We start from the raw sequence: 23,828 nt of genomic DNA, 5'->3' as shown, positions 1-23,828 counted from the left end.
AGGGCGGAGCTGCTGGGTGAAACCGAGGCCTGCCGGATCGTGCTGCATCAAAGACTCCAGCCCCCAAATGAGGCAAAATGAGCACGCAAGGGATGCGCCCGCGGTACGGGCCCCTTGCGGAGAGGAACAAGGGGAACATGGCAGACACAACTACCACCATCCGCACGGACGTCGCAATCGTCGGTGCTGGTCCGGCCGGCATCTTCACTGCGCTGGGCCTTATCGGCAAGGGAGACACGCGCTCCATCACCATCGTCGAGAAGGGACTGCCTGTCGAGAAGCGCAGTTGCCCCAAGGCCAAGGTGGGCCACTGCATCCACTGCCAGCCGTGCCGCATCACCACGGGCTTCTCGGGCGCCGGCGCCTTCTCGGACGGCAAGCTCTCGCTCTCGCGCGAGGTGGGCGGCGACCTGCCCGAGCTCATCGGCCATCAGTTTGCGCAGGACACCATCGACCGCGTCGACCAGATGTATCTCGACTTTGGCGCCGACCCGCACGTCGAGGGCCTCGGCCACGCCGATGAGGTTGCGGAGATTCGCCGCCGCGCCATTAGCGCGGGCCTCAAGCTCGTGGACTGCCCCATCCGCCACCTTGGCACCGAGAAGGCCCAGGAGCTCTACGCGCGCATCGAGAAGCACTTGCTTGACGCCGGCGTGAACATCCTCTTCGAGACCGAGTGCGAGGAGGTCGTGATCGAGGATGGCGTGTGCAGCGGCCTCGTGGTGCGCAACCGTGACGGCGAGACGCGCGTCGTTGCCGGAGAGACGATCGTCGCCACGGGTCGTCGTGGTGCAAGCTGGTTCGACTCCATGTGCGAGGAGCACGGTATTGGACACGTGGCAGGCCCCGTTGACGTGGGCGTTCGCGTGGAGGTGCGCAACGAGGTCATGGAGCGCGTGAACGACGTGCTCTACGAGTCAAAGCTCATCGGTTATCCCAATCCGTATAAGAACAAGGTGCGCACCTTCTGCCAGAACCCCGGCGGCTTTGTGAGCCAGGAGAACTACGACGGTGGCCTGGCAGTGGTGAACGGCCACTCGTACAAGGACCGCAAGAGCCCCAACACCAACGTGGCGGTGCTCTGCACGCTTAACTTCAAGCACCCCTTCAACCAGCCCATTGCTTACGCGCAGCGCGTAAGCGAGCTCATCAACATGCTGGGCGCCGGCCACATCCTTGTGCAGCGCTTTGGTGACATTCTCGACGGCAAGCGCACTTGGCCCAAGGAGCTTGCGCAGTCCAACGTGGTGCCCACGCTCCCCGACGCTGAGGCCGGCGACATCACCGCCGCCATGCCCATGCGCCCCATGGTCGAGATCATCGAGTTCATCAAGGCCGTCGACCGCGTGGTTCCGGGCTTTGCCTCCTACGAGACGTTGCTCTACGCGCCCGAGGTCAAGTTCTACAGCAACCGCGTCCAGATGGACGAGAACTTCGATACCAACGTCCAGCACCTCCACTGCCTGGGCGACTCCTCCGGCTGGACCCGCGGCCTCATGATGGCCTCGGTGATGGGCCTGCTCATGGGCGAGAAGCTCGCCGACCGATGAGACAAAGGGACTGTCCCTTTGTCTCATTCGCCGCCACGTTGCTACCGTCTGCCGGCGGGCAGCGTGGCGGTGTTTTTCTCTGCCTTAACTGTATTAAACTAACTAGTACAGTTAGCACGGATAATCGCCGCTAGCAGCACGAGTGCCCGGCGGCAGGCCCGGCCGCTCACCCAAGGGATGGGAGGTGCCGTGATCCAGATAAGCTACCAAGACCCGCGTCCCATCTACGAGCAGGTGCGCGACGCCTACCGACAGCAGATCCTTGCGGGCGTGCTCGTCCCTGGAGAGCAGCTTCCCTCTGTGCGTGAGCTCTCGTCCCGCCTTGCCGTGAACCCCAACACCATCCAGCGCGCCTATCGCGAGCTTGAGCAGGAGGGCTGCATCTCCTCCGTGCGGGGCAAGGGGAGCTTTGTCGCAGACGTGTCGGGCGCCGCGGAGGCGCGCCGGCGCGAGCTTCTGGAGCAGTTTGACCAGCTTGTCCAAGAGCTCGAGTCCCTGGGCATGACGCCCGAGGAGCTTGGGCGAAGAGTTGGGGGAGGCGAGGGGTGATGGCATCGGCCATTGAGGTCAGAAACCTGCGGAAGGTCTTCGACGGCACGCCTGCACTCGACGGGGTGAGTCTCACCGTTCCCGCGGGCGCGGTCTTTGGGCTTGTGGGGCCAAACGGCTGTGGGAAGTCCACGCTCGTCTCTCACCTATGCGGCGTCATGCGTCCCACTTCCGGCGACGTCTTTGTCTTGGGCGAGAAGGTCTTCGAGAACCCCAGCGTCAAGGCACGTATCGCCTGCGTTCCCAGCGAGCCCTACTTCATTGGCTCCGAGAGCGCGGACGGCATGGCGGACTTCTACCGCGCGGTGTTTCCCGGCTTTGACCTCGCGCGCTACTTCGAACTGGAGAAGCACTTCGAGATCGACCACACAAAGCCGCTTCGCAAACTCAGCCGAGGCATGCGGGCACAGGCGGCCATCTGGCTAGCGCTCTCCATCCGCGCGGACGTCCTGCTGCTCGACGAGCCCATGGACGGCATCGATCCTCTCGCCAGAAGGCGCATGTGGCGCCTGGTGCTCGACGACGTTGCGGAACGCGGCCTCACGGTGCTCGTGACCAGCCACAACCTGCGCGAGCTCGAGGGCGTCTGCGACCATCTGGGCATCATGGACAAGGGCACCATGCGCGAGGAGGTCGACCTCTCCCAGCCCTCGGAGGGCGTCGCAAAGGTGCAGGTTGTCCTGCCCGAGGGCGCAGTCCTGCCCGCTGGCCTCAGCGTAATCCAACAATCCAACGAAGGTCGCGTACTCACGTTGCTTGTGCGCGGAAGCGCGGGCGAGGTGCGAGAGACGCTTGCCGCCCTGCACCCGTCCTACCTCGAGGTCCTGCCGCTCTCCTTGGAGGAGCGGTTCATCTGCGAGCTTGGAGGCGATGACGATGGCATCATGTGAGATGCAGGAGGGGCGCCGCGCTCCCTCGCCGGCGCTCGGGCTCTTTCTCGACACCTGCCAGCGGTGCCTGTACCTTGGGGTGGGCTACCTCATCGTCTGGCTGTTCTGGCTTGTTCCGTTGGCGCTGAGAATTGCCGGGCCAACACCGCCCGCAGATCCCGCGTATGAGCTTGCGCAGTCTGGCATGGCTGTCGTGGTGCTCTCGGCGGTCGTCTCGTTTGCGGCGGTTGGCTGCGTGTTCTCCTGGATGTACGACCGCAGGGCGGTGCAGCTCTACGGCATGATTCCGCTGCGGAGAAGGTCCATCTTCCTTGCGACCGTCCTTGCCGGCGTGATTCCGCTCCTTGTTGCCGTGGGCATCGCCGGCCTTGTCTTTGCCGCGGCGCTCGGCTTTGGACGGGACGCGGCAGCGATTCTTCCCTGGATGGCAGGACACGCCCTGGTCATCGTGACCTTTGGCGGCATCGATGCCCTGTGCGTGCAGCTTGCGGGCAGGCCGGTCTTTGCGCTGCTGTGCTACCTCCTCGTCAACTTCTACGCGTTTGCTGCGCGGCAGTTCGCGGAGGCCCTCTACAGTCTCGTTGCACCATCGGTGTCGTTGGCGTCCGTCGCAGAACTTTGGGCAAGCCCGCTCATACGCCTTGTGCAGCTCGTCTCCTCCTGGGCAACTGCCTTTCCCTTCCCCGTTTCCAATCTTGAAGCTGCCCTGACGCAAGCCCTTGTCATCTATGCAATCGTGGGCCTTGCTTGCGCGGTGCTGGCGATGCTGGCCTTCTCACGTCGCAACCTTGAGCGAGCGGGCGACGCATACGTGAGCGCCACCGTGCGAACCGTGGTGAACGCGCTGGTCAGCATACTCATTGGGCTTGCTGCCGCGGAGCTTGTGCTTTCGTGGTTGCTTTCGAACCGCTATGGCATCCCCGCACGGATGGCCGCGGTGCTCTATGGCGTCTCTCCCCAGCTGGCATGCGTCTTGCCCGTGGTCTTCTCGGCGCTGGCCTTTGCGATTCTCGAGGCCATCATGGGCCACGGCGTCAAAGCCCTGCGCAAACGCGTTCCGGCTCTCGCGGCAACAACAGGCGTCGCCCTTGTGGCGAGCATTGCCTGCGTGGGCTCTGCCGCAGATGCTGCAGCCTACGTGCCCAACCCCGTAGACGTCCAACGCGCAGCCGTCTCCTGCGTCTCCGTACCCTTCGAAGACGAGAAGGGCGTGGAGCGCGTGACCCAGCTGCACAGCACACTGATGGGCTCCCCCTGCTCCGGCGACGAGCCAGTGCCATCAAACATCTACTCAGAGATGATTTCGTACCAGATGAAGGACGGTACCAGTATTTCTCGCCAGTACGCCATTCCCCTCAACAGTGACGGCGAGCCAAGTGCTGGCAGTAAGGCTGCTCAGGCACTCATGGATTTCGCCCGCGACCCTGCAACCGAGGAGGCGCTCCGCTCCCAGGTTGACGCGGTCCTTCTCGACGCAGGCCTGTCGTCTGTGACGATTGCCTATGAGGAATACGCGCCAGATTCCCAGGAGGACGCTCCCTGGCGCAGCGAGGAGATCTTGCCTGCGGACTACGCTGCCCTCCGCAATGCGCTCAACCAGGACATTGACGAGCATGGTGCGGCGTGCGCGATGCTGTTGTATCAGCTGACGACCAGCTTGTATGACTCCGCTGGCACGTATCAGTATTCGACAACCACGAGCAACTCTTTGGGGGCAACGGTGGATACCCCGTACCTTGCGAGTGTGAGCCTCTCCTCAGCGACGCCCGACGAGGACTCCGTTGGCACGACCATCTACCTCAGCGAGGGCGCTACGCCTCATACCGTTGCCTGGCTGCGCTCCCGCTACGGCTACGAGTTCGTCGCGCGATGAGACAAAGGGACAGTCCCTTTGTCTCATGTGCGCCGCGCGTGTGGGGCGTGCCCGCCTGAATCGAAACACCCCTGCGGTGGTAGACTTTGCAATGCTGACTAATCATGCCGCGTCACCGTGCGCCCGCCGTGCGCCGCGGCCCACCTGCAAGGAGAACTGCCATGCGCGACAAGCTCGAGAAGATCATTGCCGCGTACGAGGAGCTGGAGCAGAAGATGGTCGACCCGGCCGTCGTCTCCGACCCCAAGGAGTACGCGCGCATCGCAAAGGAACACGCCGACCAGGCCGCCCTCGTGGCCAAGGCGCGCGAGTACCTCCAGGCCCTCGATGACATCGAGGCCGCAAAGGAGATGCTCCACGAGGCGTCTGACGCCGAGGAAAAGGAGATGCTCCAGGCGGACATCTCCGATAACGAGGCCAAGCTTCCCGCCCTTGAAGAAGACGTCAAGTACATGCTCATCCCCGGCGACCCCAACGACGAGAAGGACACCATCGTCGAGATTCGCGCGGGCGTGGGCGGCGACGAGGCGGCCATCTTTGCCGGTGACCTCTTTAGCATGTACCAGCGCTTTGCCCAGTCTCGTGGCTGGAAGACCGAGGTCCTCGACGCGAGCCCCGGCGAGGCGGGCGGCTTCAAGACCATCGAGTTCAAGGTCACGGGCGAGAAGGTCTACTCCGTCATGAAGTACGAGAGTGGCGTCCATCGCGTCCAGCGCGTGCCCAAGACCGAGAGCCAGGGCCGCATCCAGACCTCAACCGCCACCGTCGCGGTGCTGCCCGAGGCCGACGAGATCGACATCGAGATTAAGCCCGAGGACCTGCGCATCGATACGTACTGCTCGTCCGGCCCTGGCGGCCAGGGCGTCAACACGACCTACTCGGCCGTGCGCATCACGCACATCCCCACCAACACGGTGGTGCAGTCGCAGGAGCAGCGCTCCCAGATCCAGAACCGCGAGGTCTGCATGCAGATGCTGCGTGCCCGCCTCTACGAGGCCGAGCTCGAGAAGCAGCAGGCCGAGCAGGGCGCCGAGCGCCTCTCGCAGATTGGCCATGGCAACCGCTCCGAGAAGATCCGCACGTACAACCAGCCGCAGGACCGCGTCACGGACCACCGCATCGGCTTCAACTCCACGTACAACGGCGTGCTTCTCGGCGATCAGCTGGGCACTGTGATCGATGCCCTTGCCGCTGCCGACCGCGCCGAGAAGCTCGCGCAGGCGGTGTAAGGCAAGGAATGGCCAACGAGGCGTGGACCGTAAAGCGCATCCTCGAGTGGACGCGCGGGTACCTCGAGCGCAAGGGCGACGAGCATCCGCGGCTCTCTGCAGAGTGGCTGATAAGCGACGTCACCGGGCTCTCCCGCGTCCAGATTTACATGAACTTCGACAAGCCGCTCACGCCGTCCAAGCTTGATGCCATGCACGACGCCGTGGTGCGTCGTGGTCGCGGCGAGCCGCTGCAGTACGTGACCGGCGAGATGCCCTTCCGCCACATCGTGCTGCACTGCGAGCGCGGGGTGCTCATTCCGCGCCCCGAGACGGAGGTTCTGGTCGACGCAGCCCTTGAGGGCGTCGATGCGGCCACGCTTACCTTTCCTGCAATCCTGGGCGAAGTTCCCGAGCCCGCCCAGGACAAGGCAGCGGACGAGAATGCCGAGGGCGCCTCGCCTTTTGGCGACGTCTCTGCCGAGAAGGGCGAGGCTCTCGTCGAGGAGGGCGCCAAACCCGCCGCACCCGCCGAGCCCCCGGTGCTGGTGGAACCTGGCTGCCGCGTGCTGGAGATTGGCACCGGTACCGGCTGCATTGCGCTCTCTATTGCGAGCGAGCGCCCCGGCACCCGCGTGGTGGCCACGGATCTCTCGCCCCAGGCGGTGGCGCTCGCCACGCGCAATCGTGACGCGCTGGGGCTCGAGCACGCAGTCACCGTGGTGGAAGGTGACCTGGCCTCCGCCGTCGACCCGGAGCTCATGGGGACCTTCGCGGTGCTCGTCTCGAATCCGCCCTACATCCCCTCGGCCGTTGTGCCCACGCTCCCGCAGGAGGTCATTGGCTACGAGCCCGGCCTCGCGCTCGATGGGGGAGAGGACGGCCTGGACGTCTTCCGGCGCATCCTCGAGTTGGCGCCGCGCGCGTTGTTGCCGGGCGGCATGCTCTGCTGCGAGCTTTTCGAGGACAACGTGGGAACTGCCGCCGAGCTGGTGCGCGCCCAGAGCGGCTGGGCCAGTGCCGATGTGCGAGAGGACCTTACGCACCGTCCGCGCGTCCTTGTCGCCGTCCGCGAGGAGTAACGTGGCTGTCGGGCTGAAATCGGATATTTTAAGGTGCCCGGAAGCCAGAAAACGTCGACTTTTAGCCCGGTTGCTTCTTGCGGGTACTAGTAGTTTCAGTGGATGCGAGTAGCTTCTGATAGGTGCCGGCTCGGTGCTAGTGGGCCTCGTCAGGGGCTTCGGTCCAAATTGTCGTCAACAGGAGAAACCATGGGTCGCGTGATGCAGGTAAGCCAGGACAGTCCTACCCCAGAGGCGCTTGACGCCGCGACCAAGGTTCTCGAGGCGGGGGGAGTCATTGTGTCGCCCACCGATTCCGTCTATGGTCTCGTGTGTGCGGCGACGCCAAACAACCCAGCTCACCAGCGTATATTTGAGATCAAGAACCGTCCGGCAACCCAAACGCTCCCGTTGTTTGTGGCGGACCCCGAGGACCTTCCCCGCTATGCAGCGTCGGTCCCCGCCTGGACGCTCCCGCTGGTGAATACGTACTGGCCGGGCGCGCTCACCCTGGTGGTCACCGCAACAGGCGCCTTCCCGGCCGAGTACCTTGCCCCCACGGGCACCGTGGCGCTTCGCTGCCCCAGCTCGGCGCTTGTGCGCGAGCTGGCGCGTCGCGTGGGTCCTCTGGCCCAGACCAGCGCAAACACGCACGGCGAGCCCTCGGCCACCTCGGGCGCCTCGGTCGAGCCCCAGATAGTCGATGCCGTTGACCTTACGCTCGACGGAGGCCCTGCACCCTTGGCAATTGCCTCTACCATCGTTGACTGCACGGGTGCCGCGCCGCGCGTCCTGCGCGAGGGAGCCATTGCCGAGAAGGACATTCTTCGTGTAGCCGGGGCCTAGTTCCTCTCGATATCGGTCCGGAAGGTTGCCGTTCCGCACAGACGTGTTTCACGCGAGCGAAAGGTGACCGCGGGCCGTCCCATCGCGCGGTATCCTCATGACAAGGTACTGCATACTGGCACCTGCACAGGGGAGAGAGGAGCCCACATGCGCGTTGCCATTGCCTCGGACCACGCCGGATTCGACCAGAAGGGCCCCATCGTCAAGCACCTCCGCGAGGAGGGCTATGACGTCGTTGACCTTGGGCCAAGGTCGGGCGAGCGCTGCGACTACCCGGACTTTGGCGACAAGGTTGGCCGTTACGTGGCATCGGGCAAGGCGGACCGCGGCGTGGTCATTTGCGGTACCGGCCTCGGCATCTCGATGACCGCCGACAAGGTTCCCGGTGTCCGCGCGACTCCCGTCCAGACGGTCCAGTTTGCCCAGCTCGCACGCGAGCACAACAACGCCAACGTTATCGGGCTCTCCGGTCGCTTCGTTCCGCTCGACACCAACGAACAGATCGTCGACACCTTCCTCACCACCGAGTTCGCCGGTGGGCGCCACGCTGCCCGCGTCGAGAAGATTATGCGCGAGGACGACCCGTCGTTTGCGGGCGTTCCCGAGGAGTTTGGCCTATAAGCTCACGCATGTAGAAACCGTCAGTCACCCGTCACCGTAAGCCATCCGGTCCAAAAAGGAGAAAGCCATGTATCTCGAGCACCTAAGCGCCACTGACCCCGAGCTTGCGTCCGCCATTGGCGACGAGCTCACGCGAGAGCGCAACTCCATTGAGCTCATCGCATCCGAGAACTTCGTTTCACTCTCCGTGATGGAGGCCGTGGGGTCCCCGCTCACCAACAAGTACGCCGAGGGCCTTCCGGGACACCGCTACTACGGCGGCTGCTGGGCCGTCGACGAGGTCGAGAACCTCGCGCGTGACCGCGTGAAGAAGCTCTTTGGCGCTGCCTACGCCAACGTCCAGCCCCACTCTGGCGCCCAGGCCAACTACGCCGCAGAGGTCGTATTCGCCAAGCCTGGCGATACCATCATGGGCATGGCCCTCGACAACGGCGGCCACCTCACGCACGGTTCGCCCGCGAACTTCTCGGGCAAGCTCTACAACGTTGTCTCCTACGGCCTTGACCCCCAGACCGAGCGCATCGACTTCGATGACGTGGCGGCAAAGGCCGAGAAGTACCAGCCCAAGCTCATCATTGCTGGCGCCTCCGCCTACCCGCGCATTATCGACTTCGAGCGCTTCGCCCAAATTGCCCACGACAACGGCGCTGCCCTCATGGTGGACATGGCCCACATCGCCGGCCTTGTGGCAACCGGTCGTCACCCCTCGCCGGTGCCTTACGCTGACGTGGTGACCTCCACCACGCACAAGACCCTGCGCGGGCCCCGTGGCGGCATCATTCTCTGCAACGATCCGGCCATCTCCAAGAAGATTAACTCCTCGGTCTTCCCGGGCACGCAGGGCGGCCCGCTCGAGCACGTCATAGCTGGCAAGGCCGTGGCCTTTGGCGAGGCGCTGCGTCCCGAGTTTGCCACCTACACCGACGCAATTCTCGCCAACGCCAAGGCGCTCGGCCGTGGCATGGAGTCTCGCGGCCTGAGGCTCGTGACAGGTGGTACCGACAACCACCTGCTGCTCGTTGATCTTACGCCGGCCGGCGACGTTACCGGCCGCGACGCCGAGACCGCGCTCGACGCCGTGGGTATCACGGTCAACAAGAACACCATCCCTGGCGAGCAGCGCTCTCCTTTCGTCACGAGCGGCATCCGCGTTGGATCCGCGGCGGCCACCACGCGTGGCTTTGACGAGGCGGAGTGCGAGAGGATCGGCGAGCTCATCGGTGACGTCGTAACCAACCTTGGTGATGAGAACGTCCAAGAGCGCGTTGCTGGCGAGGTCAAGGAGCTCCTGCAGGCGCACCCCCTCTACCCGGAGCTCTAGCGAGGAATGAGACAAAGGGACAGTCCCTTTGTCTCATTCTCAGTCTCACCGCCAAGTGCTAAGGTCTTGCGGGGAAGTTCATGAGACAAAGGGACTGTCCCTTTGTCTCATTACGAGAAGGGACGCACATGGCAGATTACGACGAGAGCAGGCTCACGGTTGTCGACCACCCCCTCGTTCAGCACAAGCTGAGCATCCTGAGGGACAAGAGCACGGGCACCAAGCAGTTCCGCGAGCTTGTCACCGAGCTTGCCATCTTTGAGGGTTACGAGGCCATGCGCGACTTCCCGCTTGAGGACGTCGAGGTAGAGACCCCGCTCGAGAAGACCACCTGCAAGCGCATCTCTGGCAAGAAGGTCGCCATCATCCCAATCCTTCGCGCCGGCCTGGGCATGGTCGATGGCATCCTCACGCTTGTGCCCTCCGCGCGCGTGGGGCATGTGGGCATGTATCGTGATCCCGAGACCCACATCCCGCACCAGTACTACTGCAAGTTCCCGCCCGATGTCGAGAACCGCACATGCCTTGTGGTAGACCCCATGCTCGCCACTGGCGGCTCGCTTACCGCTGCCATCCAGTTCCTGCGCGAGGCGGGTGTGAAGGACATCCGCTGCCTCACCATCGTTTCTTGCCCCGAGGGCGTCAAGGCCGTTCTCGATTATGATCCCGAGGTTCGCCTCTTCACGTGCTCCGTCGACAGGTGTCTCAACGAGAACGCCTACATTCTGCCTGGCTTGGGCGATGCCGGCGACCGCATCTACGGCACCAAGTAGCATGACCCTTCTGGTTATCCTGGGCGTGGCAGTGGGACTTCTCGCTGCCACGCCCGTCCTTTTCGTGCTCCATCAGGCGGCAAGCACAAATAGACCCTCCATGGCGGCGGGGCTTGGCAGCATCTTGGCGTCATTCTTTGGGATTCAGCTTGTCATTCTTGCCGTTCACGTAGCAGACGCTACGGTCACCCTACCGTTTGGCGCTGCCGCTGCGATCTCTTTTCTGGTTGTTACGACCATCGCCGGACTGGTTGCGTGGCGACGGGCGCCCCGGGGGTAGGAGCCTTGCGTACGCCCTGGCGAGAAAAACGGGTGCGAATTGTGTTGTCGATGCGAATTTGATGATGCTGCAGCCAGGCTTAACAAGCCGTTGACTAAATGAGACAACTGACGTTTCCCCAGCTACATAAAGAAACTCTCGTTGTTTATTGAACCTTGTTCAAAAATATGCCTGAACTTGATTCCCGGGTACTCCCAAAGTGCTAATATCCCTCCATGCTTTTTGAACAACCGAATCATCGCCTTGCGAAGGAGCGCGCTCAAGAGCCACCAATGCGGGTCTCTGCTCATTGCCGTACACGGGAGATGCGAATGGCTTCCTGCATGGAGTGGGTAGAATAGGGTTCGTGCGCGCAGCCAGGGGCATCCCAGAAGGTTGTCACTCGGCTGTTCGGGGACGAAGTGTGGAAGGAAGGACGAATAGTGGACGCGCTTTCCAAGTTGCCCGATGCGATGGATGAGCTGCTTGACGGCTTCATGACCCACGCCATCGTCGGAGACACCACGGTTGGCCTCACCCAGTACATCTTCTGGATGTTCGTCGCCATTGCGCTGCTCTTCGTGGTGATGTTTGTCTTCAAGAAGAAGCAGGCGCAGAGCCTCGTGCCGCAGGGCTTCTTCGTGAACGGCATGGAATACCTCGTCGAGTTCACCCGCGATGACATGTGCAAGTCCATCCTGGGCGACACCTGGAAGAAGCACTTCCCCTTCATTGCCGCGCTGTTCTTCTTCATCCTCTTCAATAACATCGTGGGCATCATCCCCGGTTGTCACCCCGGCACCGGCACGATTGGCGTCACTGCTGCCCTTGCCCTCGTCTCGTTCGTCTACTTCATCGCCGTGGGCATCAAGCGCATGGGCGTCCTTGGATACCTCAAGAGCTTTGCCCCCAAGGGACTTCCCCTTCCCATGGCCATCATGGTCTGGGTCATCGAGCTCTTCTCGACGTTCCTTCGCCTCATCACCCTGGCCGTCCGACTCTTCTGCAACATGTTTGCCGGTCACGTGGTCATGGGTACCTTCGCCATCCTGGCATCGCTCTTCTTCGAGCCGCTGCTGCAGAGCTTCTCGGCGGCGGCGCTCGGCGGGGCGGCGGTCTCGGTCTTCTGGGTGCTCATCCTCATTGTCATCTATCTGGTCGAGATTCTGGTCGCTGTGATTCAGGCATACGTCTTCACGCTTCTCTCGGCCGTCTACATTCAGCTCGTCGAGGAAGACGAGTAGCCAACAGGGCAACAAGCGGAACACGACCGCTTCTGCATAGCACGACGTCAGAGTTCGCCTGGGTCCAGGCGAGTGACAAAGGAGGAATCGTGGGAGTCATTGGTTATGGTCTCGGTGTTATTGGCGCCGGCATCGGTATTGGCCTTGCTGCCTACGGCGCAACCACGTCGATGGCGCGTCAGCCTGAGGTCCAGGGTCGTCTGTTCACAGTCTTCATCCTGGGCTCCGCATTCGTCGAGGCACTGGCCCTCATCGGCTTCGTCGTGACGCTGATCGCCTAGCTGCATGGCACAACACGACGTACAAGCTGAGTTGGAGGGACGTATGAACAGGAACATGAAGGGGAGCGCGCGCATTGCGGCCGTTGCCGGTCTCATGCTTGGCACGGTCCTCTCGCTGCCCACCGTCGCCCTCGCCGAAAGCCCCAGCGGCCCCGACCTCCTTCTGCCAAAGCCCGCGGAGTTCATCCCCGCGCTCATTGCCTTCCTCATCATCTGGCTCATCATGGCCAAGCTTGCCTGGCCTTCGATTCTCGGGATGATGGAGAAGCGTCAGCAGAAGATCCAGGACGATCTCGACTCTGCCGAGAAGTCCAAGGCGAAGGCCGCGGCCGAGGCACAGAGCTACGAGGACAAGCTCGTCGACGCCAATCGCAAGGCGGAGGAGATAATCTCCGAGGCCAAGAAGGAAGCCGAGGAGGAGCGCTCACAGATTCTTGCCAAGGCGCAGCACGAGGCGTCCGACATCATTGCCAAGGCGCATGGTGCCGTGGACTCCGAGCGCCGCAAGGCCACGATTGAGCTCTCGAGCTCTGTCGTCGACCTTTCCGTCGAGATCGCGAGCAAGATCATTGGCAACGACCTTACCGAGGATCAGCAGCGCAGGCTTGCTGAGAAGTACCTCGCGGAAGTGAGTGCCCCCGATGAGCAGTAAGCGACCCGTCGAAGACAAGGCGGAGGCCTACACCAGGGCCCTGCTCGACGCAGCCCGACAGGAGGGCCGCGCGAACGCCGACCTGGTGCAGTGGCAGCATGCCAAGAAGTTCTCGCCCGAGGTGCTCGAGACCCTCTCGGCCATGCAGGCCGAGGATGACGCAAGCCTCATTGACCAGGTTGCCAAGAGGTATAAGGAGCTCCTGGATAGCGAGGACAAGACCGTGTCGGTCACCGTCACCACGGCCGTCCCCATGGGCGATCAGCTGCGTGACAAGGTCCGTGCACAGGCCGAGAAGCTGCTCAATGCGCCCGTCTATCTTGTCGAGCGCGTTGATCCCAGCATCCTGGGCGGCGTTCTTCTCGAGGCGCGCGGCAAGCGCATGGATGCCTCGGTGCGTGCCCAGCTCTCGCACATTAGGAAGACGCTCTCCTCAGCATTTATCGGAGGTGAAGAGCAGTGACAGAGAACGAGCAGGCTACCATCGACTCGTCGATTAGTTCCGAGCGCATTATGAGCACCCTGCGCGAGCAGCTTTCCGCCATCAACGCGACGGTTGACCGTCAGGAGGCATCTGTCGTCACGCAGGTTGGCGACGGCATCGCATACATTTCTGGCCTCAAGACCGCCATGGCTGGCGAGCTTCTGCAGTTCACGAGCTCTGTGACGGGCCGCAGCGTCTATGGCCTGGCGCAGAACCTCGAGGAGGACAGGGTTGGTGCCGTCCTCTTTGGCGACGTCGACTCCATCAAGGAGGGCGACGAGTGCCGTACGACCGGGCGCGTCATGGACATCCCCGTGGGACACGCCATGCTCGGTCGCGTGGTGAACCCGCTGGGTCAGCCCATCGACGGACTTGGCCCCATCGATTCCACGCACCGTCGTCCTATCGAGTTCAAGGCCCCCGGCATCATGGCACGACAGCCGGTCTGCGAGCCCGTGCTCACCGGACTTCTTGCCATCGATGCTATGGTGCCCATTGGCCGTGGCCAGCGTGAGCTCATCATTGGCGATCGTAAGACGGGCAAGACCGCCATTGCCATCGACACAATCGTGAACCAGCGCGATACGGACATGCTCTGTATCTACGTTGCCATTGGCCAGAAGGCCTCCACGGTTGCCACGATCAGGGAGTCCCTGGCAAAGCACGGTGTTCTCGGCAAGACGGTCATCGTGGCCGCCACCGCCGCAGACTCCGCGCCGCTTCAGTACATCGCCCCCATGGCCGGTGCGGCCATCGGCGAGTACTTCATGTACAACGATGCTAACGGAAACCCCGCAGACGCAACGCACCCCGGTGCGCACGTCCTCGTGGTCTACGATGACCTCTCCAAGCAGGCTGTGGCTTACCGTCAGATGTCGCTGACGCTGCACCGTCCGCCTGGACGTGAGGCTTACCCTGGCGACATCTTCTACCTGCACTCGCGTCTCCTCGAGCGCGCATGCAAGCTGTCCGACGAGAACGGCGGCGGCTCGCTTACGGCGCTTCCCATCATCGAGACGCAGGAGGGTGACGTCTCCGCCTACATCCCCACCAACGTGATTTCCATCACCGATGGTCAGATTTACCTGCAGACCAACCTGTTCTTCCAGGGCCAGCGCCCCGCTGTGGACGTGGGCATCTCGGTCTCCAGGGTTGGCGGCGATGCCCAGTACAAGGCCATGAAGCAGGTTGCTGGCACGCTGCGTCTCGACCTTGCCGCATACCGCGACAAGCAGGCCTTCGCGCAGTTTGGCTCCGACCTTGACGCCACTACGCAGTACCAGCTCAACCACGGTGCCCACATGATGGAGCTCCTCAAGCAGGGACGCTTTGCAGCCCTTGCCGCACCCGACGAGATCATCGCGGTCTTTGCCGGCAAGGAGGACTTCCTCGATGACATCGACCTCAACCACGTGAGCCTGTTCCGCGACGGGCTTGCCAAGTACATGGCCGACAAGCACCCCGCGCTGCGCGCCTCGCTCCTCAACGGCAAGATCACCGAGGACCAGGAGCGCCGCCTCAAGGAGCACATCACGCATTACAAGGCTCAGTTCATGCTCGAGCACCCCAACAAGGCCAAGGCACGCGACGTCGAGCACGCCGCCGAGAAGACCGAGAGCCCCGAGGTTGTTACGGTGCCCGGTCAGGACCAGGACGCGGAGAAGGGCCAGGAGTAGCGAGCGATGGCCAACCTTCGCGAAATACAGCGGCGCATGTCCTCCATCAAGAGCACCATGCAGATTACGCGCACCATGGAGATGATCTCCACGGCGCGCATCCGCTCGGCGCTCAAGAGGGCGGACGAGGCCACCCCGTACAAGGAGGCCATCACCAACATGCTCGCTAACGTTGCGAGCGCTGGCTTTGATGACTCCCAGCCCCTGCTCCGCGGCCGCTCATCCGAGAAGAACGTGCTGTTCATTCTCATCGCGTCCGACCGTGGGCTTGCTGGCGGCTTCAACCTGCTCCAGCAGCGCGCGGTCGAGCACGAGATGGCCGAGCTCAAGGCGAAGGGCGTCTCGTCTGAGATCATCACCTGCGGCAGGAAGCCTACGGAGTACTTCACCTTCCGTAAGGTGAAGCCAGTCATGTCCTTCGTGGGGATTTCTTCCGAGCCCAACCAGGACGAGGCAGATCGCATCGCCACGTACGTGATGGACGCCTACGCGTCCGGCCGCATCGATCGCGCCGTGCTGTGCTACTGGCACGCTAAGAACCGCGTCGACCAGACGCAGGTCACTGAGCAGCTCCTGCCCGTAACGCAGGAGAGGCTCATGATGCCCAACGCACCCCGCACCAAGGAGGCCCTCTCGGAGGTCGACCACAAGTTCTACTCCGACTACTCCTTTGAGCCCTCCGCACAAGAGGTCCTGGGGTACCTGATGCCCGCCTACATTAAGACAGTCATCTTCCACGCGCTTCTCGACTCGGCCGCAGCCGAGCACGCCGCCCGTCGTCGTGCGATGCAGTCGGCCACCGACAACGCGAAAGAGGTCCTGAGCTCGCTCGGCCGCACCTATAACCGCGAGCGCCAGGGCGCCATCACCACCGAGCTGACCGAGATCATTGGCGGTGCGGCTGCATTGGAGGACAGCTACTAATGGCAGAAACCACCGAAAAGGTGCGCACCCCCCTTGAGGAGGCCACCTACAACAAGCTCAACAAGAGCGTCGGCGAGGGACGCATCGTCCGTATCGTCGGACCTGTTGTCGACGTCAAGTTCGACGACAAGGTTCCCTCGATTTACACGGCACTTCTCGTTGACGATGACACGCCCATCGGACGCGTGAAGACGGTGCTCGAGGTCGAGTCCCAGCTGGCAAACGACGTCGTTCGCACCGTCGCCATGTCGTCGACCGACGGCCTGCAGCGCGGGCTTCGCGTCAAGGACACCGGGCACCCCATGATGATGCCCGTTGGTCCCTCGACCCTTGGGCGCGTCTGGAACGTAATGGGCGAGCCCGTCGACGGTAAGCCCATCCCCGACGACGTGCAGTATTATCCCATTCACCACCCCGCTCCCGCCTTCGACGAGCTCACCACGCAGACCGAGATCTTCGAGACCGGCATCAAGGCCATCGACCTTCTCGAGCCCTACGTCCGTGGCGGCAAGACCGGCCTGTTTGGCGGCGCAGGTGTTGGCAAGACGGTCCTCATCCAGGAGCTCATCAACAACCTTGCCCAGCAGCACGGCGGCACTTCCGTGTTCACTGGCGTTGGTGAGCGCACCCGTGAGGGCACCGACCTCTTCCTCGAGATGAGCGAGTCTGGCGTTATCAACAAGACCTGCCTGGTCTACGGTCAGATGAACGAGCCGCCTGGAGCGCGTATGCGCGTTGCCCTCGCCGGCCTCACCACCGCCGAGTACTTCCGCGACCAGGGCCAGGACGTCCTGCTCTTCATCGACAACATCTTCCGCTTCTCTCAGGCGGGCTCTGAGGTGTCGGCCCTTCTCGGCCGTATGCCGTCAGCCGTTGGCTACCAGCCCACGCTGGCAACCGAGATGGGCGAGCTGCAGGAGCGCATTACCTCCACCAAGGAGGGCTCCATTACCTCGGTCCAGGCCGTCTACGTCCCCGCAGACGACCTTACCGACCCTGCCCCTGCCACTACCTTTACGCACCTGGATGCAACCACGGTCCTCTCGCGTTCCATCACCGAGCTGGGCATTTACCCGGCCGTGGACCCGCTGGCAAGCTCGAGCTCCGCGCTCGACCCGTCCATCGTGGGTGAGGAGCACTATCGCGTGGCAATGAAGGTGCAGGAGATTCTGCAGGAGTACTCCGACCTTCAGGACATCATCGCCATCCTGGGTATGGACGAGCTCTCCGAGGAGCAGCAGCTCACGGTCTCTCGTGCTCGTAAGGTACAGCAGTTCCTCTCACAGAACTTCCACGTGGCGCAGAAGTTCACCGGCGTTCCTGGCGTCTACTGCACCGTCGAGGAGACCGTTCGCTCCTTTGCCCAGATCATCGACGGCAAGTGCGATGACATTCCCGAGCAGGCGTTCCGCTTTGCCGGCAACATCGACGACGTGCGTGCGCGCGCTAAGAAGATGCAGCAGGCTACGGCCGAGAAGTCAGAGGGCTAGGAAGACACATGGCCGAGCTCAATTGTCAGTTCGTCCGCCCAGACAGGCTGCTCTATGAGGGGCCTGTGGCGAGCCTGGTCCTTGTTGCCCACTCTGGCGAGCTGGGCGTGTGGCCTGGTCACGCGCCAGAGATCTGCTCGTTGGGCGACGGCGTGGTTCGCCTGCACCTCCGCGAGGAGGACGGCGGTGGCACAACCAAGGTCGTTATCTCGGGCGGCTATGCCCAGATCGACGAGAAGGGCGTCATCATCCTCGCCGACCACGCGCGTCTCACCGATGACATCGAGCCAGACGTTGTCCGTGAGACCCGCGACACCGCCCTCGATACGCTCAACGGTCTCGATGAGGCGGACGGGCGCCGCGCGTATTGGGAGAACAAGGTAAAGTGGTGTAATCTACTGCTCAAAGAAGCGGCGGAGCAGAAGCAGAACTAAATCCCAGGCGGCCCCGTGAAAGCGGGGTCGCTTGCTATATGCAGGAGGAATATGGACGTCATCAAGGTTGAGGGCGGTCACGCAATAACTGGTGAGGTCACGGTCGAGGGCGCAAAGAACTCGGCGCTCAAGCTCATGGCGGCAACCATCATGGCGCCGGGTGTCACCACGCTGAAGAACGTCCCCAACATCGCGGACGTCCACGTCATGGGCAAGGTGCTCAAGCGCCTGGGTGCAACCATTGACGTGCTCGACAAGCACACTCTGGTCATTGACACAACGAACGTCGATAAATGGGAGACGCCCTACGAGCTGGTTGCCCAGATGCGTGCGTCGACGGCGGTTCTCGGGCCGCTCATCTCCCGCTTTGGCAAGGCCGTCGTTGCCATGCCGGGCGGCTGCAACATCGGCGCGCGCAAGATCGACATGCACATCCTCGGCCTTGAGGAGCTTGGCGTCCAGTTTGACGTGAGGCATGGCAACATCCATGCAACCACGCCAAACGGTATCACGGGCAACACGGTCACGCTGGCATTCGCGAGCGTGGGTGCCACCGAGAACCTCATGATGGCCTCGGTCCACGCCAAGGGCACCACCATCATCGACAACGCCGCGCGTGAGCCAGAGATCGTCGATTTGGCCAACATGCTCAATGAGATGGGCGCTAATATCCGTGGCGCTGGCTCGCCCGTCATCGAGATTGAGGGCGTGGGGGAGCTCCACCCTGTCACGCACACCGTGGTGGGGGACCGCATCGAGGCGGGCACCTTCCTCGCTATTGGCGGTCTCTGCGGAGAGCCGGTTAGGGTAAACGGTTTTGACCCCGTCCACCTTGGCCTTGTGCTTAAGAAGTTCGAGAAGATGGGCATCACCGTTCAGCGCGGCGTGCGCGGCTGTACGGTCTGGCGCGAGGGCCCCATCCTTCCCACAGACATTCAGACGCTGCCCTTCCCGGGATTTCCCACCGACATGCAGGCGCAGACCATGTGCCTTCTTGCACTCGCCAAGGGCTCGTGCGTGATTACCGAGAATGTCTTCGAGAACCGATTCATGTTTGCGAGTGAGCTGCAGCGCATGGGCGCCGACATCACCATCGAGGGACACCACGCCATCGTGCATGGAGTTCCAGGCTTCTCGGGCACGCAGGTGAAGTCGCCCGATCTTCGCGGCGGTGCGGCCCTGGTCATGGCCGGCCTTGTGGCCGATGGCGTCACGACGGTCTCTGCCATCCATCACATCGAGCGTGGCTACGAGGGGTTTGTGAGCAAGCTTGTCTCGCTGGGTGCCAAGGCGGAGCGGGACACGGTTCCCGATGACGAGGATGCGATCAGGGACTAGGTCCCTGCTCGCGGAAAGAATGCGGAGCGGCTGATGAGCAAGCACATGAAGACCGAGGAGAACGGCTCCGGTGTCGATGCGCCTGACGAGTACAGCCGCGACAACGTCGAGCGCTACAGCAGCAAGCGCAAGAAGCACGCAACTCGCAGGAATGTGGTGCGAGGGATCGTTATTGCGCTAGTGGCGGTCCTTGTCGGCGGGGGAACGGCGTTCGCTCTGTGGATCAGCAACGTTCAAACGCGGATGAACAACAGCCAGGTCATTACCCCCGAGCTTCAGCAGAGCCTGGCGAGCTCGACCGAGGACGATACCCCTGCAACGCCAAATGACCCCTACTACGTGCTGCTCCTTGGAACTGACGGCCGGCCTGGCGAGACGGACTACCGTGCCGATACCATCATTCTTGCCCGCATCGACCCGCCCAACAAGCGCGTGACGCTCCTCTCGATTCCTCGTGACACCATGGTCGAGTGGAAGGGCACGACCATGAAGATCAACGGGGTCCACACCTACGATGGCGCAGCCGGCATGGTGCAGATTGTGAGCGAGAAGTGCGGAGTCCAGATCTCTCACTATGCCGAGATTGCGTTTGATGGGCTCTCGACCCTTACCGACGCCATGGGCGGCGTGACGGTTGACGTCGATCAGCACATTAAGGACACCGAGAACTTCGATGACGTCACCGAGCTCCAGCCCGGGGTCCAGACGCTCAACGGTGCGCAGGCGCTCTTCTACTGCAGGTGCCGCCACTTCCCTGATGGCGATTACACGCGCATGCGCCACCAGCGCACCTTCATCAAGGCCATGCTCAACCAGCTGCTGGCCACTGACGACCCAACCAAGATTGTGAACCTGGTCAACGCCACCGCAGACGTTATCAGCACCGACCTCTCGGTCACCGACATTGTGACGCTCGCCTCCGAGATGGTGGGCATGGATACCGAGAGCGATATCTACACGGCCTATGTGCCCTCCGAGCCCAAGGACGTTAATGGCGTCGCATATGTTGTGGCCGATTGGGATGCCCTCGACGAGATGATGAAGGTCATCGATGCGGGTGAGGATCCGTCGTCTTTTGACGTTGACCAGTACGGCTACAATGCGGATGACTCCTCTGCGGGCTCGGATGCCACGACGAGCGACTCCTCAACCACAACCGACACCACGGCGTCGTCGACGGTAGCAACGTCTCAGCAGTCTGCCGAATCTACGGTCTCCTCATCCACGTCGGCGCCAAAGAATTGATTACTTGGGGATAATGTCTCCAGGACACGCGCCGGGGGCGCGTACAGCAAGATGGGGGAGACTTCTCATGGCTCTAACGGGTGACGGAAATCACGATCACGCCCTTACAAGGGCGGGCGAGGACTACCTCGAATCGATATACAGGCTGTCCACAGAGTCTGGCGAGCCCGACGGGAGCGTTCGCTCCGTCGACGTTGCCGAGCAGCTTGACGTGTCCAAGGCAAGCGTGAACAAGGCGCTTTCGATGCTCAAGGAAGAGGGCATGGTCAACCAGAGCCGCTATGGCAGGGTGACGCTTACGCCAGAGGGCAAGGAGTACGCGGCCATCGTGTGGCGCGCTCACCGTGCCCTGCGCGCATTTCTCGAGACAGACCTTGGCGTCGAGGCAGAGCAGGCAGACGAGGAAGCCTGCCTCATGGAGCATGTTCTTTCTGCCGATACCATGTCGCGCCTCATTGACTATCTCGCTAGGCAGGGCGTGACCATCCCAGATTAGCCTCATGGCAATTTGGTGTGCGCCGTGTGATGGTGCCCTGGCTTGTCACCGTGCATCCGGCGGAGGGCCGCCGCTAAGAGAAGGTAAGGCTATCCGCGCGCACACGGGGGTATGGTGTACCTGGCGATTTATGCCCAAACTGCCCACTACCGAAGGGAACATACACACTATGAAGGCAATTATCCCGGCAGCAGGTCTTGGCACGCGCTTTCTGCCCGCAACGAGGTGCATGCCCAAGGAGCTTCTGCCCGTGCTCGACAAGCCCATCCTCCAGTATGTTGTTGAGGAGGCGCTTGAGCCTGCAGGCGTCGATGGCGTCGTGATCGTAAACTCGCGCGAGAAGCCGCAGATCGAGCAGTACTTTTCTGTCGACGAGGAGTTTGAGTCCATGCTGCGCGAGCGGGGCAAGGGTGAGGCGGCAGATCTCGTGCACGAGGCCTCCACTCTGCCGGTCTCCTTTGTCTACCAGGACAATCCGCGCGGACTCGGCCATGCCGTCCACTGTGCTGCCGACAAGATCGACGGCGAGCCCTTCTTCGTGCTCCTCGGTGACTACTTTGTGCCGGATAAGCAGATGTGCGTGCGCATGGCCCAGGTTTCCCGCGAGCACAACGGCGCCTCGGTCATCGCTGTCGCACCAGTGCCGGCAGACCAGGTGAGCCGCTATGGCATCATTGCTGGCCAGTGCGTTGGCCACCTCGAGGGTGCACAGGCTGGCGAGGAGGACGAGGGCGCCGTCTGGAAGGTGACGGGACTCGTCGAGAAGCCCAAGCCCGAGGATGCCCCCTCGCACCTGTTCATCGTTGGCCGCTATCTCCTCTCGCCCCGCATCATGGAACTTCTTGCCACGCAGGCTCCGGGCGCAGGCAACGAGATTCAGCTGACGGACTCCATGCAGCGACTTCTCGCCGAGGAGGAGATGTACGCACTGGTGGTGGATCCCGCAGAGGGATGTGATACCGGTACTCCCGCTGCCTGGGCTGCAACAAATGCGCGCATGGCCATCAAGAATCCCCAGACCGCAGAGGCGTTCCGCGAAGCTCTTGGTGACGTAACTCTTGGATAGACGTCCAAACATAATTAGATTTGGTGCCGATGGTTGGCAAGCGCGCCTTGACGACGGGTTCGACGAGGCAGGCGTCAGGCGCGTTGCCGACGCGCTTGGCCTTCTCTGGACCGAGGCTCATCCCGGCGCCACGGTTCTCGTTGGATTCGATGCCCGCCACAACTCTGTTGAGTATGCTCGTGCGGCCGCCGGCGTGCTCGCGTCCTTTGGACTGCATGCAATTGTCTCCGACAGGCCGTGCCCCACGCCCTGTGTGTCTTGGTGCTGCTCGAAGAGGAACGACGCCATCGGCGTGGTCATGTTCACGGCAAGCGAGCGTTCTTGCGAGTACGGGGGCCTTATTGTGCGTGGCGCGGACGGCGGTCCCGTGTCGCGCGAGTTCCTTGATGCGGTCGAGCAGCACATCTCGTTGGAGCCGCCCGTCGATAGCGGAAGCTTTCAAACGGCGAACTTCATTGGGCCGTACCTCGATGATCTAATTACGCTGGTCGATGGCCCGTCCATTGCGGCGGCAGGTCTCAATGTTGTGGTCGACCCCATGTATGGTGCCGGCGCTAGCGTGCTTGCCTTTGCGCTCGAGCGTCTGGGCTGCAACGTGACGGAGATTCACGCCGACGCATGCGAGGACTTCTGCGGGCTCCATCCCGAGCCTTGCGACCCCTGGGCGGATGAGTGCGAGGAGACAGTCTCCTCAACAGGCGCAAACATAGGGTTTCTCCTCGATGGTGATGGGGACCGTGCGGGCGTGGTGGACGAGAACGGCAATATTCTGCTGCCGCATGAGCTGTCGCCCCTGGTTCTTGGCCATCTTATTGAGAACCGCGGCGAGTCCGGTCGCGTGGTTGTTACGCTTACGTGCTCGGCGCGCATCGCGCGCCAGGCAGAGCGACTGGGCTGCGGACTCACCTCAGTCCCCGTTGGCTTCTCTCGTATATATAGAGAAATGCGCGAGGGAGACGTGGTGCTGGGTGCCGAGGAATACGGTGGCCTTGCGTTTCCGTCCCACCTTTGTGAGAGAGATGGCCTGCTCGTGTGCTTGCTGGTGGTCGAGCTGGTGGCTAAGAGCGGCAGGAGTTTGCGTCAGCTGGTTAGTGACATGGGCGATAAGATCGGCCACATGCGCTACACGCGGCGAGACGTGCGCCTTGATCCGGCAGCCACGCAGGCCTTCCGCAATGTCCTGCCTGGACTGAACCCTGGGTCCGTGGCAGGACGTCGTCCCGTGGAGGTCAGCCATGCCGACGGCCTGCGCCTCCAGTTCGATGACGGGTCCTGGGTCCTTATGCGCCCGTCCAGGTCAGACCCGGTGGTGAGGGTATATTCCGAGGCGCCGACTGAGGGCGAGCGCGACCGCCTCCTGGATGCCTCCTGCGGCATGGTGCGCGCGGGCGCCTGAGCCCGGTTGTGTAGGAGGTGTGGAGACGCCCCTCGGCCCTTCCCACGGGCCCCGCAGGGGCGTATATTACTTCCTCGCGCGGCGCACCCCCCACAAGGACGGACGCCGCGGGGCACCCTGAGAACCGGATACCGTGTCCGAGAGATCGGAC

The 23,828-nt window shown here is 62.7% G+C and carries 24 protein-coding genes; all 24 read left to right on the top strand.

Annotation, left to right across the window (positions count from 1 at the left end):
- Window positions 1-137: 137 nt before the first annotated feature.
- The 24 genes from NVS32_RS09605 to NVS32_RS09490 all read left to right on the top strand — a co-directional run bounded on the left by NVS32_RS09605 (window position 138) and on the right by NVS32_RS09490 (window position 23,677).
- Window positions 138-1,550: an NAD(P)/FAD-dependent oxidoreductase gene (locus NVS32_RS09605; RefSeq protein ID WP_258499620.1), complete on the top strand. Its 1,413-nt coding sequence runs from the start codon at window positions 138-140 to the stop codon at window positions 1,548-1,550.
- Window positions 1,551-1,739: 189 nt separating this feature from the next.
- On the top strand, window positions 1,740-2,099 hold the full coding sequence (locus NVS32_RS09600; RefSeq protein WP_032110003.1) for a GntR family transcriptional regulator: 360 nt from the start codon (window positions 1,740-1,742) through the stop codon (window positions 2,097-2,099).
- Entirely contained in the window at window positions 2,099-2,989 is an 891-nt protein-coding gene (locus NVS32_RS09595) for an ABC transporter ATP-binding protein (protein ID WP_032110002.1), read from the top strand. Before NVS32_RS09600 ends, NVS32_RS09595 begins: the two co-directional genes overlap by 1 nt.
- Window positions 2,976-4,862, top strand: coding sequence for a hypothetical protein (locus tag NVS32_RS09590; RefSeq protein ID WP_258499619.1), 1,887 nt, complete (start codon window positions 2,976-2,978; stop codon window positions 4,860-4,862). Before NVS32_RS09595 ends, NVS32_RS09590 begins: the two co-directional genes overlap by 14 nt.
- 161 nt (window positions 4,863-5,023) lie before the next feature.
- Window positions 5,024-6,091 (top strand): peptide chain release factor 1, encoded by a 1,068-nt coding sequence (gene prfA / locus NVS32_RS09585; RefSeq protein WP_117652038.1) that lies wholly within the window; start codon window positions 5,024-5,026, stop codon window positions 6,089-6,091.
- Between the two features lie 8 nt (window positions 6,092-6,099).
- Entirely contained in the window at window positions 6,100-7,152 is a 1,053-nt protein-coding gene (locus NVS32_RS09580) for a N5-glutamine methyltransferase family protein (RefSeq protein ID WP_258499618.1), read from the top strand.
- A gap of 189 nt (window positions 7,153-7,341) precedes the next feature.
- Window positions 7,342-7,977 carry an L-threonylcarbamoyladenylate synthase gene (locus NVS32_RS09575; protein WP_118110859.1) on the top strand — a complete coding sequence of 212 codons (636 nt, stop codon included), beginning with the start codon at window positions 7,342-7,344 and terminating at the stop codon, window positions 7,975-7,977.
- A gap of 147 nt (window positions 7,978-8,124) precedes the next feature.
- The gene (rpiB, locus tag NVS32_RS09570; RefSeq protein ID WP_258499617.1) at window positions 8,125-8,598 is read left to right on the top strand and encodes a ribose 5-phosphate isomerase B; all 474 of its coding nucleotides are present in this window, start codon (window positions 8,125-8,127) and stop codon (window positions 8,596-8,598) included.
- Between the two features lie 67 nt (window positions 8,599-8,665).
- Complete coding sequence (gene glyA / locus NVS32_RS09565) at window positions 8,666-9,919, top strand: serine hydroxymethyltransferase (protein ID WP_258499616.1); 1,254 nt, start codon at window positions 8,666-8,668, stop codon at window positions 9,917-9,919.
- 128 nt (window positions 9,920-10,047) lie between these two features.
- Window positions 10,048-10,692: a uracil phosphoribosyltransferase gene (upp, locus tag NVS32_RS09560; RefSeq protein WP_032109996.1), complete on the top strand. Its 645-nt coding sequence runs from the start codon at window positions 10,048-10,050 to the stop codon at window positions 10,690-10,692.
- Window position 10,693: 1 nt separating this feature from the next.
- Window positions 10,694-10,972, top strand: a complete 279-nt coding sequence (locus tag NVS32_RS09555; RefSeq protein ID WP_032109995.1) for a hypothetical protein — start codon at window positions 10,694-10,696, stop codon at window positions 10,970-10,972.
- Between the two features lie 422 nt (window positions 10,973-11,394).
- Window positions 11,395-12,195, top strand: coding sequence for a F0F1 ATP synthase subunit A (gene atpB, locus NVS32_RS09550; RefSeq protein WP_258499615.1), 801 nt, complete (start codon window positions 11,395-11,397; stop codon window positions 12,193-12,195).
- 89 nt (window positions 12,196-12,284) lie between these two features.
- Entirely contained in the window at window positions 12,285-12,476 is a 192-nt protein-coding gene (gene atpE / locus NVS32_RS09545) for an ATP synthase F0 subunit C (protein ID WP_032109993.1), read from the top strand.
- A gap of 43 nt (window positions 12,477-12,519) precedes the next feature.
- Window positions 12,520-13,128, top strand: coding sequence for a F0F1 ATP synthase subunit B (atpF, locus tag NVS32_RS09540; RefSeq protein WP_118100497.1), 609 nt, complete (start codon window positions 12,520-12,522; stop codon window positions 13,126-13,128).
- Complete coding sequence (locus tag NVS32_RS09535) at window positions 13,118-13,591, top strand: F0F1 ATP synthase subunit delta (protein ID WP_118100496.1); 474 nt, start codon at window positions 13,118-13,120, stop codon at window positions 13,589-13,591. The genes atpF and NVS32_RS09535 overlap by 11 nt, the downstream gene beginning before the upstream one ends.
- 20 nt (window positions 13,592-13,611) lie before the next feature.
- On the top strand, window positions 13,612-15,288 hold the full coding sequence (atpA, locus tag NVS32_RS09530) for a F0F1 ATP synthase subunit alpha (protein WP_118110901.1): 1,677 nt from the start codon (window positions 13,612-13,614) through the stop codon (window positions 15,286-15,288).
- A gap of 6 nt (window positions 15,289-15,294) precedes the next feature.
- Window positions 15,295-16,212, top strand: a complete 918-nt coding sequence (atpG, locus tag NVS32_RS09525; protein ID WP_118110865.1) for an ATP synthase F1 subunit gamma — start codon at window positions 15,295-15,297, stop codon at window positions 16,210-16,212.
- Window positions 16,212-17,702 (top strand): F0F1 ATP synthase subunit beta, encoded by a 1,491-nt coding sequence (gene atpD, locus NVS32_RS09520; protein ID WP_258499614.1) that lies wholly within the window; start codon window positions 16,212-16,214, stop codon window positions 17,700-17,702. Before atpG ends, atpD begins: the two co-directional genes overlap by 1 nt.
- Window positions 17,703-17,710: 8 nt before the next feature.
- Complete coding sequence (gene atpC, locus NVS32_RS09515; RefSeq protein ID WP_118078275.1) at window positions 17,711-18,136, top strand: ATP synthase F1 subunit epsilon; 426 nt, start codon at window positions 17,711-17,713, stop codon at window positions 18,134-18,136.
- Between the two features lie 51 nt (window positions 18,137-18,187).
- On the top strand, window positions 18,188-19,474 hold the full coding sequence (murA, locus tag NVS32_RS09510; RefSeq protein WP_032109987.1) for a UDP-N-acetylglucosamine 1-carboxyvinyltransferase: 1,287 nt from the start codon (window positions 18,188-18,190) through the stop codon (window positions 19,472-19,474).
- Window positions 19,475-19,507: 33 nt separating this feature from the next.
- A complete protein-coding gene (locus NVS32_RS09505; RefSeq protein ID WP_258499613.1) occupies window positions 19,508-20,719 on the top strand; it encodes an LCP family protein in 1,212 nt (403 codons plus the stop codon).
- Between the two features lie 67 nt (window positions 20,720-20,786).
- A complete protein-coding gene (locus tag NVS32_RS09500; protein ID WP_032109986.1) occupies window positions 20,787-21,215 on the top strand; it encodes a metal-dependent transcriptional regulator in 429 nt (142 codons plus the stop codon).
- Window positions 21,216-21,384: 169 nt separating this feature from the next.
- Window positions 21,385-22,281 (top strand): UTP--glucose-1-phosphate uridylyltransferase, encoded by an 897-nt coding sequence (locus tag NVS32_RS09495; protein WP_032109985.1) that lies wholly within the window; start codon window positions 21,385-21,387, stop codon window positions 22,279-22,281.
- Window positions 22,274-23,677 carry a phosphohexomutase domain-containing protein gene (locus tag NVS32_RS09490; protein WP_258499612.1) on the top strand — a complete coding sequence of 468 codons (1,404 nt, stop codon included), beginning with the start codon at window positions 22,274-22,276 and terminating at the stop codon, window positions 23,675-23,677. Before NVS32_RS09495 ends, NVS32_RS09490 begins: the two co-directional genes overlap by 8 nt.
- The last annotated feature ends 151 nt before the right edge of the window (window positions 23,678-23,828 follow it).

This window comes from Tractidigestivibacter montrealensis, from assembly GCF_024741235.1.
In the GTDB taxonomy this organism is placed as follows: Bacteria; Actinomycetota; Coriobacteriia; order Coriobacteriales; family Atopobiaceae; genus Tractidigestivibacter; species Tractidigestivibacter montrealensis.
The sequence above is the reverse complement of the archived record's forward strand: the minus strand, read 5'-3'. Positions and strand labels throughout refer to the sequence as shown.

What these genes read in the sequence shown, in the direction of transcription:
- NVS32_RS09605 (WP_258499620.1), top strand. Translation starts at nt 138, where the DNA reads ATGGCAGACACAACTACCACCATCCGCACGGACGTCGCAATCGTCGGT.
- NVS32_RS09595 (WP_032110002.1), top strand. Translation starts at nt 2,099, where the DNA reads ATGGCATCGGCCATTGAGGTCAGAAACCTGCGGAAGGTCTTCGACGGC.
- NVS32_RS09590 (WP_258499619.1), top strand. Translation starts at nt 2,976, where the DNA reads ATGGCATCATGTGAGATGCAGGAGGGGCGCCGCGCTCCCTCGCCGGCG.
- prfA (WP_117652038.1), top strand. Translation starts at nt 5,024, where the DNA reads ATGCGCGACAAGCTCGAGAAGATCATTGCCGCGTACGAGGAGCTGGAG.
- NVS32_RS09580 (WP_258499618.1), top strand. Translation starts at nt 6,100, where the DNA reads ATGGCCAACGAGGCGTGGACCGTAAAGCGCATCCTCGAGTGGACGCGC.
- NVS32_RS09575 (WP_118110859.1), top strand. Translation starts at nt 7,342, where the DNA reads ATGGGTCGCGTGATGCAGGTAAGCCAGGACAGTCCTACCCCAGAGGCG.
- rpiB (WP_258499617.1), top strand. Translation starts at nt 8,125, where the DNA reads ATGCGCGTTGCCATTGCCTCGGACCACGCCGGATTCGACCAGAAGGGC.
- glyA (WP_258499616.1), top strand. Translation starts at nt 8,666, where the DNA reads ATGTATCTCGAGCACCTAAGCGCCACTGACCCCGAGCTTGCGTCCGCC.
- upp (WP_032109996.1), top strand. Translation starts at nt 10,048, where the DNA reads ATGGCAGATTACGACGAGAGCAGGCTCACGGTTGTCGACCACCCCCTC.
- NVS32_RS09555 (WP_032109995.1), top strand. Translation starts at nt 10,694, where the DNA reads ATGACCCTTCTGGTTATCCTGGGCGTGGCAGTGGGACTTCTCGCTGCC.
- atpF (WP_118100497.1), top strand. Translation starts at nt 12,520, where the DNA reads ATGAACAGGAACATGAAGGGGAGCGCGCGCATTGCGGCCGTTGCCGGT.
- NVS32_RS09535 (WP_118100496.1), top strand. Translation starts at nt 13,118, where the DNA reads ATGAGCAGTAAGCGACCCGTCGAAGACAAGGCGGAGGCCTACACCAGG.
- atpG (WP_118110865.1), top strand. Translation starts at nt 15,295, where the DNA reads ATGGCCAACCTTCGCGAAATACAGCGGCGCATGTCCTCCATCAAGAGC.
- atpD (WP_258499614.1), top strand. Translation starts at nt 16,212, where the DNA reads ATGGCAGAAACCACCGAAAAGGTGCGCACCCCCCTTGAGGAGGCCACC.
- atpC (WP_118078275.1), top strand. Translation starts at nt 17,711, where the DNA reads ATGGCCGAGCTCAATTGTCAGTTCGTCCGCCCAGACAGGCTGCTCTAT.
- murA (WP_032109987.1), top strand. Translation starts at nt 18,188, where the DNA reads ATGGACGTCATCAAGGTTGAGGGCGGTCACGCAATAACTGGTGAGGTC.
- NVS32_RS09505 (WP_258499613.1), top strand. Translation starts at nt 19,508, where the DNA reads ATGAGCAAGCACATGAAGACCGAGGAGAACGGCTCCGGTGTCGATGCG.
- NVS32_RS09500 (WP_032109986.1), top strand. Translation starts at nt 20,787, where the DNA reads ATGGCTCTAACGGGTGACGGAAATCACGATCACGCCCTTACAAGGGCG.
- NVS32_RS09495 (WP_032109985.1), top strand. Translation starts at nt 21,385, where the DNA reads ATGAAGGCAATTATCCCGGCAGCAGGTCTTGGCACGCGCTTTCTGCCC.